Here is a 15,947-nt window from a genome sequence, read left to right as displayed (position 1 = left end):
CGGGCGGAACGGGTGAGGGGACCGGGGCGGAGGGCTCCGGCCAGGGAGGGGCAGCGTCCCTGGACCCGGTCCCCGGGAAAACCGGCGGGATTTCCCGGAATCAGGCGGGGCGGGCGCTGCCGCCTAGGGTAAAATGCCCATTCCGAATACCCGACCATTGTAGTGACCCTCCTTCGGCTTTGGCAAAGCGTGCCCGGGCGGGAGGGCGCCCCGATCCTTCATGCCCGATCCCCAACTGCGCTCCGCGCTCTATCACCGCTTTTACCGCCTGCTGCCCTGGCTAGTTAGCCCCCGGGCTCGGCGGGGGTGGCGTATTGCCGGGCGGGTGGCGGCGGTGGCTGGGGTTGTGGGCTATTTCGCCTTTGTCGCCCTGGTGTTGGCCCTGCGCTACTGGATTCTGCCCAATATCACGGTTTACCGGCCCGATCTGGAGCGTCTGGCCACCCAGGCCGTGGGGCTGCCGGTGAGCATCGGCAAAATTCAAGCGAGTTGGGAGGGCCTGCGCCCCGAACTGGCCCTGGAAGATGTGCGCATTGCGGACCGGGCCGGACGCCCGGCCCTGATTCTGCCCCGGGTGGAAGGGGTGCTCTCCTGGTGGTCCCTGCCCACCCTGGAACTGCGGCTGCGGCGCCTGGAAATTGACAATCCGGCCCTGCAAATCCGCCGGGAGGCGGACGGACGCCTGCTGGTGGCGGGCATTCCGGTCAATACCCAGGGAAGCGGCGGCGGTCTGGGGGACTGGTTCCTGATCCAGCATGCCATTGTGGTCAAGGACGCCACCCTGGTGTGGGAAGACGCCCAGCGGGGCGCTCCGCCCCTGGCCCTGGAGGCGGTGAATCTGGTGGTGCAGAACAGTGGCCGGCACCACCAGTTCGGCTTGTCCGCCCTGCCCCCGGCGGAGTTGGCGTCCCGTCTGGATATCCGGGGGGATGTGCGGGGGGCTAGCTTTGCCCACCTGGAAGACTGGCGGGGCCAGTTGTTTACCCAATTCGATTACACCGACCTGGGCCGCTGGCGCCAGTGGCTGGATTTGCCCGTCCACCTGGATCAGGGTCGAGGGGCGCTGCGCCTGTGGGCCGGATTTGACGAGGGGCGGCTGACCCAGGCCACCGGCGACGTGGCCCTGGTGGATACCCGGCTGCGCCTGGCCCCTAGCCTGGAAGCCTTGGATTTGCGCCGCTTGCAGGGGCGTCTCCAATACACCCGGGAAGGAGCGGCGGCGGACGATGACACCACCCTGTCCGGTCGCCAGCTGGTCATCCAGCCCCGGGACGGGGCGGGGGTGGGCCCCACGGACTTTGCCGCCACCTGGCGCCAGGGGAAGAAGCCCCAGGGCCGGTTCACGGCCCAGACCCTGGACCTGGGGGCTCTCGCCTCCCTGGCCGGACGCCTGCCCCTGGGTAATGCCACCCGCCAGCTCCTGGCCCAGTACGCCCCCCAAGGGCTGCTGCGCAATCTGGAAGCCTCCTGGCACATGGAAGGGACGGAACTGAAGCAATACCAGCTCAAGGGGGATTTCACCAACCTGGGCCTGGCGGCCCAGGGGGAACGGCCCGGCTTTGCGGGCTTGAGCGGCAAGCTGGAAGCGGATCAGAAGGGGGGCAGCCTGAGCCTGGACGCTCGCCGGGCGGCCCTGGACTTCCCCGCCATTTTCCCCGAGTCCCGAATTTCCCTGGATAGCCTGACCGCCCTGGCGGATTGGCAATGGGATGGGCAGAACCTGGAAGTGGATTTGAAGCGGGCCGTGTTCGCCAACGCCGACGCGGCGGGGGTGGCCCTGGGCACCTACCGCTACACCGGCCACGGCAGCGGCATTATCGATCTCAAGGCCAATCTCTCCCGGGCTGAGGGCAAGGCGGTGTGGCGCTACCTGCCCTGGGTGGTGGCCAAGGACGCCCGGGATTGGGTGCAGAGTTCCGTCACCGCCGGTCAGGCCAGCGACGCCCGGCTGGTGCTCAAAGGGGATCTGGACCGCTTCCCCTTCCGCAGCCCCCGGGACGGCCAGTTTGCCCTGACCGCCAAGGTCCGGGGCGCCACCCTGGATTACGGCCCGGGGTGGCCCGTGGCCGACAATATCCAGGGGGAACTGCGCTTTGCCGGTCCGGCCCTCACCATCCTGGCCCAATCGGGGCGCATTCTGGGGGCCCGGGTCACCGGGGTGACGGCAGAAATTTCCGATCTGGATGCCCGGGACCCGGTGCTGCACCTGAAAGGCAAGGCGGAAGGGGCCACCGGGGAATTCCTCCGCTTTATCGCCCGCAGCCCGGTGGGGGACATGATCGGCAACTTCACCGCTGACATGAAGGCCCAGGGCAATGGCCGCCTGGGCCTGGAATTCCACCTGCCCCTCAACCACATGGGGGATACCAAGGTGGCGGGGGACTTCGATTTCCTCAATAACCAGGTGACGGTGGATCCGGACCTGCCACCCCTGACCCAGGTCAGTGGCCGTCTCCAGTTCACCGAAAAGGGCATGCGCATCCAGAATCTGGGGGCCCAGATGTTCGGCGCCCCCATGCGCTTGAACGCCAGCACGGAGGGGGACAAGGTCCAGGTCAATGCCCAGGGCAATCTGAGTGCGGCCGGTCTGCGCCGTACCCTGGGCCTGCCCGTGCTGGACCATCTGTCCGGCAGCGCCAACTGGCGGGGCTCGGTAACGGTGCAGAAAAAGGCCGCCACCCTGGTGATCGACTCCAATCTGCTGGGTATTTCCTCCAGCCTGCCCGCCCCCCTGAACAAGAGCGCCACCCAGCCCCTGGCCTTCCATCTGGAAGAGGGAGCCCTGCCCCCGGATGGGGCCAAGGGCAAGAACGCTCCCCTGCGCCAGCAGTTGAAGATAAGCTTGGGCAAGGTGGCCACGGCCCTGATCCTGCGCCGCAAGGAAGGCAACGCCTTTGTTACCGAACGGGGCTATGTGGCCCTGGGGGATGTGCCCCCCCTGCCCGCCCAGGGCCTGGTGCTGAGCGTCAATCAACCCACCATCGATGGGGATTTCTGGCGCCGGGCCATGTCGGATGCCGGTGATGCCACAGGGAGCGGCACTGGTGCCGGCAGTAGTGGTGCCGGCGGTTTCTCTTTCAGCCAGACCCTCTTGAAAACGCCCCAGCTGGACATTTTCGGGCGTCGTCTCCACGACGTGACCATTAAAGCGGTGCCTGTGGGCAATGCCTGGCAGGTAGATATCGGCGCTAAGGAACTGGCGGGCAATCTGAACTGGGATGGCTTCGGCCATGGTCGCCTGAAAGCCCGCCTGCGCCACCTGGTCATGCCCGACGCCACGCCCCACCAAATCCAGGCGGCCAAGGCTGGGGAAGCCGGGGAGGTGCTGGACGAACTGCCCGCCCTGGATGTGGTGGCGGACAGTTTTACCCTGGACAACAAGCGCTTCGGCCGCCTCGATCTCCAGGCCCGTAACGAAGGCAAGCTGTGGCGCCTGGACCGGATCGGCCTCACCAATCCGGACGGCAGCCTGAACGGTAGTGGGGAATGGCGGCCCGGGGCCAAGGCCATCAATCGCACCCAGCTGGATTTCAAGTTGGACGCGGCGGATGTGGGCAAGCTCCTGGACCGGCTGGGGTTCCCCGGCACGGTGAAACGGGGCGGGGCCAAGCTTTCCGGCCATCTCACCTGGCAGGGCCCCCCCACCAGCCTGGATTACCCCAGCCTGAGCGGGGACATGAAGCTGGCGGCGGAAAAGGGCCAGTTTGCCAAGGTGGAACCGGGCATCGGCAAGCTCATCGGCCTCCTCAGCCTCCAGTCTCTGCCCCGGCGCATTACCCTGGATTTCCGGGACGTATTTTCCGAAGGCTTCGCCTTTGACCACATCGAGGGCACGGTTCAGGTACAAAACGGTCTGATGAAGACCGGGGACTTCCAGATCAACGGCCCGGCGGCCAAGGTGGACATGCAGGGCACGGTGAATCTGGAAAAGGAAAGCCAGGATTTGCAGGTGCGCATCCAGCCCGCCCTGGGCAGTTCCGTGGCCCTGGGCACGGCGGTGCTGGCCAATCCGGTGGCCGGAGTGGCGGCCCTGGTGGCCCAGAAAATTCTGCGTAATCCCCTGGATCAGGTCTTTGCCTACCAGTATCACGTCACCGGCACCTGGGACGATCCCAAGGTGGAAAAACTGAGCCGACTACCTGTGGGAGGCCACAAGAGCGATGGCAAACCGTAATGTCCCCAATCCGGCCCCCGTGCTTATTGCCGGGGTGCAGATGGTGTCCTCCCCCCGGGTGGGGGACAACCTGGCCCAGGCGGGCCGCCTGGTGGCCGAAGCCGCCGCCCAGGGTGCCCGTCTGGTGGTGCTGCCCGAATATTTCCCCATCATCGGCCTGACCGACGGGGACAAATTCAAGGTGCGGGAAACGGACGGGGCCGGCCCCATCCAGGACTTTCTCGCCGAAACCGCAGTCAAACACGGCATCTGGCTGGTGGGGGGCTCCATTCCCTTGGCCGCCCGGGACCCGGCCAAGGTGCTCAATTCCTCCGTGGTGTACGACCCCCAGGGGCAACGGGTGGCGCGCTACGACAAAATCCACCTCTTCGGCTTCCAGAAGGGCCAGGAGCGTTACGACGAAGCCGCCTCCATTGAGCCCGGCAGCCAGCCCGTGGCCTTCACCACCCCCTTTGGCCGGGTCGGCCTGTCCATCTGTTATGACCTGCGCTTTCCCGAGCTGTACCGTTCCCTGGGGCCGGTGGATCTGATTCTGGTGCCCGCCGCCTTTACGGAAACCACGGGCCGGGCCCACTGGGAGGTGCTGCTCCGCGCCCGGGCCATTGAAAACCAATGCTACGTCCTGGCCGTGGGCCAGGGAGGGCGCCATGAAAACGGCCGGGAAACCCACGGCAACAGCATGATCGTGGACCCCTGGGGCACGGTGCTGGACCGCAAGCAAAAGGGGCCGGGCCTGGTGCTGGCCCCCCTGGACCCGGCCTTCATTGCCGAGGTGCGGGCCAATCTGCCCGCCCTGCGTCACCGGGTGCTGTGAGGATGGCCCATTGCCTCCTGAAAACGGGCCGGAGAGGCCCATGGATAGACGATCTTCTTTTTGGCTGCCGGCGGCGCCCCGATTCACGGGGTGCCTGGCACGGCCGGTCGGCAGAAGGCGGCCCTGCCTGGGGCTACGGCAGGGCCGGGCGGTCAGGCCCGGCGGCCTTGGCTCCCCAGCCCCCAGCCCCCCGCCCTTGCCGGGCCCATTCCCCGGCCCTCGCCCTAGGGGCATTCCCGGCGCGCCTTGAAAACCGGGGCCTTTGCCCCATTTGCCGCTAAGATTGCCTTTCTTCTTGATTTTCCCTTTTTCGAGCCAGTTATGAGCAAGAAGTCCCAACCCGAGTTAATCCTCCACCAAGCCAGCGACCTGCTGCTGACCCCCTTTCACCTGGACCAGGGGGACCTGTCCCGGGTATTCGGCCAGATCATGGCCCACGGGGTGGATTTCGCCGATCTCTACTTCCAGTACAACCGGTCCGAGGCCTGGAGCCTGGAAGAGGGCATCGTCAAATCGGGCAGCTTCAACATCGACCAGGGGGTGGGGGTGCGGGCCGTGTCCGGGGAAAAGACGGCCTTCGCCTACTCGGACGACATCAGCATGCCCGCTCTGAACGACGCCGCCCTGGCGGTGCGGGCCATTGCCGCCGCCGGGCAAAACCGCAAGGTGCCAGCCCTGAAACATCGCAAGGGCGCGGGCCTTTACCCGCCCCTGGACCCCATCGCCTCCCTGGAGGCGGCGGCCAAGGTGGAATTGCTGGAGCGCCTGGAAGCCTATGCCCGGGAAATCGACAGCCGGGTCACCCAGGTCATGGCCTCCCTGTCCTCCGAATACGACGTGGTGCTGGTGGCCCGCAGCGATGGCCGCCTGGCCGCCGACGTGCGGCCCCTGGTGCGGGTCTCGGTGACGGTGATCGTGGACGGCGGCCAAGGCCATCGGGAACAGGGCTACGCCGGGGGCGGCGGCCGCTACGACTACAGCTATTTCACGGAAGCGGTGCTGAAGGGCTACGCCGCCGAGGCGGTGCATCAGGCGGTGGTGAATCTGGACGCCCGGCCCGCCCCCGCCGGCCCCATGACCGTGGTGCTGGGCCCGGGCTGGCCCGGCATTCTGCTCCACGAGGCCATCGGCCACGGCCTGGAAGGGGATTTTAATCGCAAGGGCACCTCCGCCTTCTCCGGTCGGGTGGGAGAACGGGTGGCGGCCAAGGGGGTGACGGTGGTGGATGACGGCACCCTGCCGGACCGCCGGGGCTCCCTCAATATCGACGACGAGGGCAATCCCACCCGCTGCACCGTGCTCATCGAGGATGGCATTCTCAAGGGCTATCTCCAGGATTCCCTCAACGCCCGGCTCATGGGCGGGGAATCCACGGGCAACGGGCGGCGGGAATCCTTTGCCCACCTGCCCCTGCCCCGCATGACCAACACCTACATGCTGGCCGGGGACAAGGCGCCGGAGGAAATCATCCGCTCCGTGAAAAAAGGCCTTTATGCCGTCAATTTCGGCGGCGGTCAGGTGGATATCACCAGCGGCAAATTCGTGTTTTCCATGGCCGAAGCCTACATGATCGAAAACGGCAAAATCACCTATCCGGTGAAAGGGGCCACCCTGATCGGCAACGGCCCGGACGCCCTGACCCAGGTGTCCATGATCGGCAACGACATGGCTCTGGACCCGGGGGTGGGCACCTGCGGCAAGGAAGGCCAGAGTGTGCCCGTGGGGGTGGGCCAGCCCACCCTGCGCATGGACGGCCTGACCGTGGGCGGTACGGCCTGAGCCCCATGCAACGGTCTTCGTGGCGGCCCGAGGGCCGCCCTTGGCACCAGCCTCAAAAGGCTAAGGCGACGGTTGCCCCTCCGCTGGGGAAGCCGGTCAGCGGCCGGTCTCGGGCGTGGCTGGTGGCGGGCTGGGTGGGCCTGGGCTTAGGGGGCTGCGCCGCCGCCCCCGCTCCCGGTCCCCAAACCGGTCCGGTTATCGCCCGGATGAGTCCGGCGGCGGTGGCTGCCCTTCCGGCGCCCTCCAAGCCCCTCACGGTGGCGGATATTCTTGTCCTGCATCGCCAGGGCTTGGGGGCGGAAGCCATTCTGGCCCGGATTCACAGTACGGGCACCCGGTTGGAACTGACGCCTACTCAGGTTTGGGAACTCCATGGTCAGGGCGTGCCCCTGGCCGTACTGGACGGCCTGCATCAGGCCTGGCGGCGGGGACTGGAAGCCGATCTGGCCCAGGCCCAGACCGTGGCCCAGAATCAGCGTCAGGCGGCGGCCGCCGCCAGAGAACAGGCCCAGCAAGCCCAGGCTACCTGGCCCGCCGCCTACCCTTACTATTACGGGCCGGGCTGGGACTATGGGGGCTACGGGGGCTTTGGGCCTTACGGGCGCAGCGGGGTTTTCTTCGGCTGGTAGCTGCCCCGGCAAGGGGACGGCCTAATCCTGGTAACGCTGGGCAATGGCCTGGAAGGCCTGGCTTTGATCCAGGAAGGTATCCAGAATTTCCGGATCAAAATGGGTGCCCCGGTCCAGGGCCATGATTTCCACCGCCTGTTCATGGGCCAGGGCGGCCTTGTACACCCGTTTGCTGATCAGGGCGTCATAGACGTCCGCCACCGCCATGAGCCGGGCGGAGAGGGGAATGGCTTCCCCGCTAAGGCCTTCCGGGTAGCCGGAACCATCCCACCATTCATGATGGCCGTAGGCGATTTCCCGGGCGCAGCTCAAAAACGAGGAGCTGTCTTCCCCGAGCTGGCTTTCCGCCTGGCGGATGGCATCCCGTCCCAGGGTGGTGTGGGTTTTCATGACCGTGAATTCTTCCGGGGTGAGCTTGCCCGGTTTGAGGAGAATGTGGTCCGGAATGCCCACCTTGCCCACGTCGTGGAGGGGGGCGGATTTGAACAGCAAATCCACCGTATTGTCCCCCAGCACTTCGGCGTAGCGGGGCCGGGCCCGCAGGGACAGGGCCAGGTGGCGCACATAATTCTGGGTACGGCGAATGTGGGCGCCGGTTTCGTTGTCCCGGGTTTCCGCCAGGGCGCAGAAGGCGCCGATGGTGGCGTCCCGGGTGGCGCTGATGAGGGCGGAGCGGGCTTCCAGCTCCTGGTTTTTGTCCTGGAGTTCCCGGGTCCGCTCCGCCACCTTTTCTTCCAGCCAGTGATTCTGCTGGCGGATCAGCCGGGTGGCCCGGGACAGATGGAGGTGGTTGCGCACCCGGGCCAGCACCACGGCGGGAGAGAAAGGCTTGGTGATGAAATCCATGGCCCCCAGGGAAAGGCCTTTTTCCTCGTCCTCCGGGGCATTCATGGCGGTGAGGAAGACCACGGGAATGTCCTTGAAGCGGGGATCGCCCTGGAGATGGGCGCAGGCGTTATAGCCTCCCATGCCGGGCATGACCACATCCAGCAGAATCAGATCCGCTGGTTTGTCCTGTTCCAGGTAGCGCAGCAGGGCTTCCCCGTCCCGCAGGGGATGGACGGTGAAATGGGGGGAGAGGAGTTCGGTGAGCAGGGCCAGGTTTTCCACCTGATCGTCCACCGCAATCACGTGGGCTTCCCGGTCCAGAGGGGGAGGGGGGGTCATGGGGTCTCGCTCCTCGCCCAGTGGCACAGCCGGGCGGTTAAGTTATCCAGGTCTTGGAGGGCCTGTTCGTAATTGAATTCGGTAATCTGGTGTTCCAGTGCCATGAGTTCTGACCGCAAATGTTGGCGTTCCGTTTCATCCAGGGCGCCGAACAGGCTCTTTAGGTGGTTGCCCGCATTGCCGTCGCTATTGGCTAAGGCGCTGTGTAGCCGGGCCAGCCGGGCGTCCCGTTCCCCGACCGGGAGATCGGCTTCTACCGGGGGCCAGCTCCGGGTCCGCTCCAGGTAGGTGGCAATGCCCCCAATGATCTGGGCCAGGCCGTCCCCCAGGGAACGGGTGGCGGCTTCCAGGGCGGCGCCGTCCGCCCCTTCCGAGTGCAGCAGGTTTTCCAGGGCCAGGGCCCGATCGGCCAGTTCCATGGCTCCCAGGGTGCCCCCCAGGCCTTTCAGGGTGTGGGCCTGGCGGGCCAGGGTGGCCCGGTCCCCGCTCTGCACCAGGGCTATCAGATTGTCCGGGTCGTCCCGGTGGTGTTCCAGGGTGGCTTCCAGCACCTGCTGGACGATGTGGGCCTTGTGGTTGGTCCGGCTCAGGAGCACGTCCACCTGAATGCCCGGCAAATCCTCCCGGCCGGGGAAATCCCGGGGGGCCTCCACGGGCTCGGCTGCTCCGCTTCCGATCCGGGCCCCCACGGGGCGGGCCAGGCGGTGCAGGGTTTCCAGCAGCAGACCCGGTTCAATGGGCTTGGTCAGATGGGCCACCATGCCCGCCGCTAGGCACCGGTCCACCTCTTCCCGCAGGGCGTGGGCGGTGAGGGCGATGATGGGGGGATGGTCCGGGCCCTGTTCCTGGAGAATCACCTGGGTGGCGGTAATGCCGTCCATTTCCGGCATCTGCACGTCCATGAGAATGGCGCTCCAGCCCCCGGGGGGCGGTTGGCGCAGGGCCTCCACCGCTTCCCGACCGTTGTCCGCCATAACCACCTGGGCCCCGGCGGATTCCAGGTATTCCCGGATAATCATCTGATTCACCCCATTGTCCTCTGCCACCAGCAGGCGGAAACCGTCCAGGCGCACGTCCGGGGAATGGCCGGCGCTCAGGTGGGGGGGGCGGGTGTCCGGGGCCAGGAGCACCCGGGCCAGTTCCTGGGGCAGGAAGGGGTAGGACAGGAGGGCGATGGCCTGGGCGCCTTCCAGGGAACGGAGCAGGGGGGGCACATCATCGCCCCGGGGCACCACCACCAGCAGGCGCCCGGTCCGGTCCCCGGCCTTGCCCGGCTCCCGGTTCGCCAGGCGGGCGATGGCTTCCAGATTGGCCGGCAGGGTGGGGCTCCAGGCCAGGAGATGGAGGGGGGGAAGCTCCCCGGGCCGGGGCACGGCTTTCGCCTCTTCCACCACCTGGAGGCCGCAATGTTCCAGGAGGGGGCGGGGGTCCCCCAGGATCTGGCGGCAGTCGCTGCTCACCACGATGCGGTTTTCCGGCAGTTCCAGGTCCGTCAGCCGGGGGGCGGCGGGGCCTCCCGGATGGGCCATTTCCCGGCAGGGAATGGTGAAGCTGAATTCACTGCCCACCCGGTATTCGCTGCGCACCGTCACCGTGCCCCCCATCATGGTGACCAGACGGCGGGAAATGGAGAGCCCCAGTCCCGTGCCGCCGAAGCGGCGGGTGGTGGAGGTGTCGGCCTGGGAAAAGGCTTCGAAGAGCCGGGCCTGCTGTTCCTGCTTGAGGCCGATGCCGCTGTCCCCGATGGCGAAGCGCAGGGCCGGGGGCTCGTCCCCTACCAGGCTGATGCTGAGCCGGATAAAGCCCTTGGCGGTGAATTTGATGGCGTTGTTGAGTAGATTGAGGAGTACCTGGCCCAGACGCAGGGCGTCGCCTTCCAGGGCGTCGGGTACCGCCGGGGTGATGTCCAGCTCGAAGCGCAGGCCCTTGGTCAGGGCCAGGGGGGAGAGCATATCCAGAATGCGGGCGAGAACGTCGTGGAGCAGGAAGGGCTCACTTTCCAGGGACAGCTTGCCCGCCTCGATCTTGGTCACGTCCAGAATGTCGTTGATGATGCCCAGGAGGGAGCTGCCGGCGGCGTGGATTTTGGCCAGATAGTCCCGCTGGCGGCTGTCCTGGACGCTGCGCAGGGCCAGGTCGGAAAGGCCGATGATGGCGTTCATGGGGGTGCGGATTTCGTGGCTCATGTTGGCCAGGAATTCGGACTTGGCCGCCGCCCCCGCATTGGCCTGCTCCATGGCCTGTTGCAGGGCCTCGAAAATGCGCCGTTTTTCCGTGACATCGTTGAACACGGCGTAGATGCCGTCCCCGTAAAGGGTGAAATTGATTTCCACTACCTTTTCCGTACCGTCCCGGCAGCGCACCCGGTGTTCCCGCAGGGGGGCGTGGTTGATGTCGCCGCGCCGGTAGCGGGCCAGGTCCTCTTTCCATTCCGCCTTGATCTTGGCCCGGTAGTCCGGGTCCGGATAGGCCAGTCGGCCCCAGGCCCCGGCAGAGGGCATGTCCTCCTGGGTGTAGCCGAACATCTGGGAAAAGTGCCAGTTCACGAACAGCACCTTGCCGTGGAGATCCTGGTAGCTGATGCCTACGGGCAGGTATTCCACAATGGCCCGGAAGCGGCCTTCGCTTTCCTGGAGGGCCTGTTCCGCCTCCCGCAGTTGGGTGATGTCCTGGACGATGGCGATGCCCAGCAAGGGCCGGTCCGGGGCGGGGGGCGGGACGATGAGGTGTACGGACAGATGGCGCAGGGCCTGATCCCCGTTGCGGCGCAGGCTGAACTGGAGCTGGCACTGGCTGAATTGGCGGGCGGTTTCCTCCAGTTGTTGGAGCACGTGGGAGCGGTCCACATCCAGAATCATGGCGCTGAATTCCCCCAGGGAGAGGGGGCCTTGGCCCGGGGGCTGGTTGAGGATGGCCGCCAGACGGGAGTCGTAGCCCACCTTGCCCGCCGCCACGTCCCAGGTCAGGGTGCCCAGATTGGCGGCGCTTAAGGCTAGGTCGATGCGCTGGCCCATGTCCCGCAGGTCTTCCTCCATGCGCTTGCGCCGGTCGATATCCACGATCTGGGCGACGCAGTGGCGGGGCACCCCTTCCATGTCCGGTAGCAGGGCCACGGACACCAGCACCCAGACCGGGGAGCCATCCTTGCGCAGATAGCGCTTTTCCAGCCGGTAATCCCCCCGCCGGCCTTCCAGGAGTTCGGTGGCGTAGCGCACACTCATTTCCCGGTCTTCCGGATGGGTAATGTCCGCATAGCCCTTATCCAGTAGCTCCGCTTCCGAGTAGCCGAGGAGATTGCAGAAGGCCGGATTGACCTGGAGGAAGCGGCCGGCGGTGGCGCTCACCAACATGCCGATGGGGGCGTAGGTCATGGTGCGGCGGAACAGCTCGTCGCTGCGCCGCCGGGCCTGCTCCGCCGCCCGCCGCTGGGTAATATCCACCATGGTGGAGCGGCTCATCTGGTAATGGCCCTGGGCGTCGAAAATGGCGCTGGCGCTGAGGAGCACGAAAAAGCTGCCGCCGTCCTTGCGCAGCATTTCAAATTCCATGTCCTCCAACACCCCTTCCCGCTTGAACGTGGGGTAATGGGAGTTAAAGGTGGTCTGGCTGGCCGGGGTGATGATGTCGGAAAAGCGCAGCTTGCCCACCACCTCATCCCGGCGGTAGCCCAGCCATTGCAGTTCCGTGTCGTTGATATGGACGATGACCCCCCGGGCGTCCAGGGAGTGGTAGCCGATGGGGGCGTGGTTGTAGAGGTCTTCCACCAGGGCGGCGCTTTGTTCCAGGTCCCGCTGGCTGTGCTTCAGCTCGTCGATATCCACGATTTCGGCGAGGAAGTAGAGGGGCTGTTCCTGGGCATCCCGCAGCATGGTGACCGCCAGCTGCACCCAGGTTTCCCGGCCATCCTTGCGGATGTAGCGCTTTTCCAGCCGGTAATGGCTACGCTTGCCTGCCAGCAGTTCCCCCACATAGCTCAGGTCTATTTCCAGGTCGTCCGGGTGGGTGATGTTCTGGAAGGTGAGGTTGAGTAGGGCGTCCTCGCTGTAGCCCACCAGATCGCAAAGGGCCTGATTCACTTGCAGGAATTTGCCTTCCGGGCTCACCAGACACATGCCGATGGGGGCATCCACCATGGTGCGGCGGAAGCGTTCCTCGCTGAGGCGCAGGGCGTCCAGCATGCGCTTCTGGGCGTCGATGTCCTGGATCTGGCGCATGAAGTAGTCCGGCGCCCCGTCGTCCTTGCTCACCAGGGCCACGGAGACGGAAATCCATCGGGTCTGGCCGTTTTTGCAGACGTAGCGCTTGTCCCGCTGGAACTGGGGCAGTTCCCCCGCCACCAGGCGGCGGTCCATTTCCCGGTCCTCCGTTACATCGTCCGGGTGGGTGATGTCCAGATAACTCCGGGTCAGCAGTTCCTTGGGGCTGAAGCCGCTGATCCGGCTTAAGGCGCTGTTCACCCGGATGAAGCGGCCTTCCAGGTCGGTGATGGCCATGCCGATGGCGGCCGCATCGAAGGATTTTTGCAGGAGAACTTCCCGTTGCCGCAGGGCGTCTTCCGCCTCCTTGCGGCCCGTAATGTCCCGGGTGGAGCCGGCCACCCGGAACACCTGACCATCCGGGTGGCGCAGGGCGATGTAGCGGGTTTCCACCCAGCGGAAACTGCCGTCCTCGTGGCGCAGCCGGTAGGTGAGGTGGTGACGTTTGCGCCGTCCCCGGAGGAAGTCCCGGTTAGCCTGTTCCAGAATATCCCGGTCGTCCGGATGGACCCGGTCGAAGAAATGGCCCACGGAATTGTCGAAATCCTTGCGGCGGCAGCCGATGATGTCGAGAAAGGCCTGGGAGACGTAGAGCTGGTTGTCCCCCACGGTCCAGTCCCAGATGCCGTCCTGGGCCGCTTCCATGGCCAGGGCGTGGCGCTGTTCCGATTCCTGGAGGGCGGCGTAGGCCTTGCGCACCTCCGTGGTTTCCATGGCCGTGAGCAGCAGCCGGGCCCGGCCGCCCTCCAGGGTCTGGTAGGCCTGAACTCGGAGCAGATAGCTTTGTTCCCCGAGGAGAATTTCCTCCGGGGCTGCCACCTGCCCGGCCAGGGTGTCTTTGACCATGGCGGGCAGATTAGGCACCAGGGTGGGCAGGATGGTTTCGTCCAGCCCGTGGCCCACGGCCCCGGACTTGATGCGGAAAATGCTCTGGGCCTGGGCATTGATGCGGCGGATCAGCTGGCTTTCGTCCAGTACCACCAGGGCCAGGGCAGAGGAGTCCAGGAGCTGTTGCAGTTCCTCCCCGGCCGCCTGAACTTCCCGGTTGCGCACCTCCAGTTCCTCGTTGGCCGCTTCCAGTTCCTCATTGGCGGCCCGGATTTCCTCCGTGGTGGTTTCCAGTTCCTCGTTGGTGGCCTGGAGCTCCTCGTTGGCGGACTGCATTTCCTCGTTGGTGGCTTCCAGCTGCTCCAGGGTGAGCTGGTAGCGGGCGGAAATTTCTTCCAGAGCCCCTTCCAGAGCCGCCACCTGGGGGGTACTGGGGGCTGTGTCGGGCGCGGCGATGGGGGCGGGCAGGGGTTCCACCAGCACCAGGGACAGGCTGGCGGTGGTGCTGGCCAGGGGCAGGAGGCGCAGGCGGAAAGGCCCACCCACGGGCAGTTCCTGCCCCTCCGGCAGGGCGACGGAATAGAGGCATTCCCCCGGGTGTTCCCGGCTCTGGGTCAGGAGCTCCCGCCAGGCGAAGCGCCAGGTCTTGGGCAGCAGGGCGGCCAGGGCCAGGTTGGCCTCCCCTTGGCCGAGGAGGAGGAAATTGCGGATTTCCCCGAGAAACTGCTGGCACACCCCGTTGTGATCCACCACCACCCCGTTGGGGGCCAGGGCATCCAGAATGCGCTGGGAGAGGCTGGGTTCGGCCCCGGCGGGACGGGGCGTATCGCCGGAAAACGGGCGCCCCAGGCCGGGCAGGAGGGGGCGGCTTAAGCTCTGGTCCAGGGGATTGGATTGGTAGATGCGGGTTTTACCGTCCAGCACCTGGAACAGCTCCGAGCTTGCGGGGACGGATTCGTTGCGCCCCAGGATCAGGAGCCCCCCTTCCACCAGGGACTGGTGAAAGATTTGCAGCAGCTTTTCCTGCTCCGCCGGTTGCAGGTAGATAAACAGGTTGCGGCAGGACAACAGGTCCATGTGCAGGAAAGGGGGCGCATGGCGCACATTGTGGCGGCAGAAAATCAGGTGTTCCCGTAGCTCCGGGGTGACCCGGAAATCCCGTCCGGCGGGGAGAAACCAGCGTTGCCGCAGCAGGGGCGGCAGGTGGCTCAGGGCCTTTTCCGGATAAACGCCCTGGCGGGCCACGGCCAGGGCCGAATCCGCCAGATCCGTGGCGAAAATTCGGTAGTCCATGTCCTGGCGGCCGCAGCGGGTCAGTTCCTCCTGCACCAGGATGGCCAGACTGTAGGCCTCGTCCCCGGTGGCGCAGGCCGGCACCCAGAGACGCAGGCAATGGCCTTCCGGGCGGCGGGCCACCAGGCTGGCCAGTTGCTGTTCCAGGGCCTGGAACACGTCCGGGTCCCGGAAAAAACTGGTGACGGAAATGAGGAAGCTGGCCCCCAGCCGTTCCCGTTCTTCCCGATCTCGCTCCAGAAGGGCCAGATAGGCGGGGAAATCCAGGCCCTTTTCCCGCTGCCGGCGGTCCAGTTGGCGGTGCAGGGTATTGCCCTTGTAGCCGATGAAATTGAAGCCATCTCCCTGGAGAATCTGGAGCACTTCCTCCAGGGGGGAGAGGTGGGCCAGGGGGGCCTCATCCAGACGGCCGCTTAAGGCCGCCACCAGATAGCGGGCCAGTTCCCCCGGGGGGGCGGTGAAGCGGCTGAGACCGGTGGTCTGGATGGCCCCAGGCATCTGGGGATATTCGGCCGACCCTTCGCTCACCACCACGCCGCCCGCCGCCGCCACTTCCCGGGCGCCAGCCAGGCCGTCGTGGCCGGTACCGGAGAGAATGGCCACCCCCAGCTGGGGAGCGAAGCCCAGGCACTGGTGGAGCAGATCGTTGATGTTGGGGCTGGGGCTGGGCGGGTTTTCTTCCTGGCTGAGATGAGCCCGGCCTTCCCGATCCAGGTGGAGGTGGGCGGCGGGGGGCATGATGTAAACGGTGCCGTCCTCCAGCCTTAGGCCGTCTTCCAGATCCACCACCGGCTGGACGGTGAAGGGGGCCAGCAGTTCGGCCAGCCGGCTGCGATGCCGGGGCGCCATATGCTGGGCGATGATGTGGCAGAGCTGGGGCCCTTCCTGGGGGAGGCCCCGGAGGTAGGCCCGCAGGGCCGCCAGACCGCCGGCGGAGGTGCCCACCACCACCAGTCGGGTGGGGCGTCCGCCGGTGGGGGGCGCGTTGGGGGGAGGGGCGGCCATGG

The 15,947-nt window shown here is 66.3% G+C and carries 6 protein-coding genes; 4 read left to right on the top strand and 2 right to left on the bottom strand.

Going from position 1 to position 15,947, the window contains the following annotated elements; genetic code table 11:
- Positions 1–220: 220 nt before the first annotated feature.
- The 4 genes from Azoinq_RS02960 (at position 221) to Azoinq_RS02945 (ending at position 7,396) form a co-directional block, all read left to right on the top strand.
- Entirely contained in the window at positions 221–4,174 is a 3,954-nt protein-coding gene (locus Azoinq_RS02960; protein ID WP_216126449.1) for a YhdP family protein, read from the top strand.
- Positions 4,161–4,988, top strand: coding sequence for a carbon-nitrogen hydrolase family protein (locus Azoinq_RS02955; protein WP_216126452.1), 828 nt, complete (start codon positions 4,161–4,163; stop codon positions 4,986–4,988). The genes Azoinq_RS02960 and Azoinq_RS02955 overlap by 14 nt, the downstream gene beginning before the upstream one ends.
- 321 nt (positions 4,989–5,309) lie before the next feature.
- Positions 5,310–6,767: a metalloprotease TldD gene (gene tldD, locus Azoinq_RS02950; RefSeq protein WP_216126455.1), complete on the top strand. Its 1,458-nt coding sequence runs from the start codon at positions 5,310–5,312 to the stop codon at positions 6,765–6,767.
- Between the two features lie 122 nt (positions 6,768–6,889).
- Positions 6,890–7,396 carry a hypothetical protein gene (locus Azoinq_RS02945; protein ID WP_216126458.1) on the top strand — a complete coding sequence of 169 codons (507 nt, stop codon included), beginning with the start codon at positions 6,890–6,892 and terminating at the stop codon, positions 7,394–7,396.
- Positions 7,397–7,417: 21 nt separating this feature from the next.
- Here Azoinq_RS02945 and Azoinq_RS02940 read toward each other — a convergent pair whose 3' ends face one another.
- Complete coding sequence (locus tag Azoinq_RS02940) at positions 7,418–8,563, bottom strand: HD domain-containing phosphohydrolase (RefSeq protein ID WP_216126461.1); 1,146 nt, start codon at positions 8,561–8,563, stop codon at positions 7,418–7,420.
- Positions 8,560–15,945 carry a PAS domain S-box protein gene (locus Azoinq_RS02935; protein ID WP_216126464.1) on the bottom strand — a complete coding sequence of 2,462 codons (7,386 nt, stop codon included), beginning with the start codon at positions 15,943–15,945 and terminating at the stop codon, positions 8,560–8,562. Before Azoinq_RS02935 ends, Azoinq_RS02940 begins: the two co-directional genes overlap by 4 nt.
- Between the last annotated feature and the right edge of the window lie 2 nt (positions 15,946–15,947).

Origin of the sequence: Azospira inquinata, assembly GCF_018905915.1 — a bacterium.
Classification (GTDB): domain Bacteria; phylum Pseudomonadota; class Gammaproteobacteria; order Burkholderiales; family Rhodocyclaceae; genus Azospira; species Azospira inquinata.
Note: the sequence above shows the minus strand (reverse complement) of the source record. Positions and strands in the feature narration are given on the sequence as shown.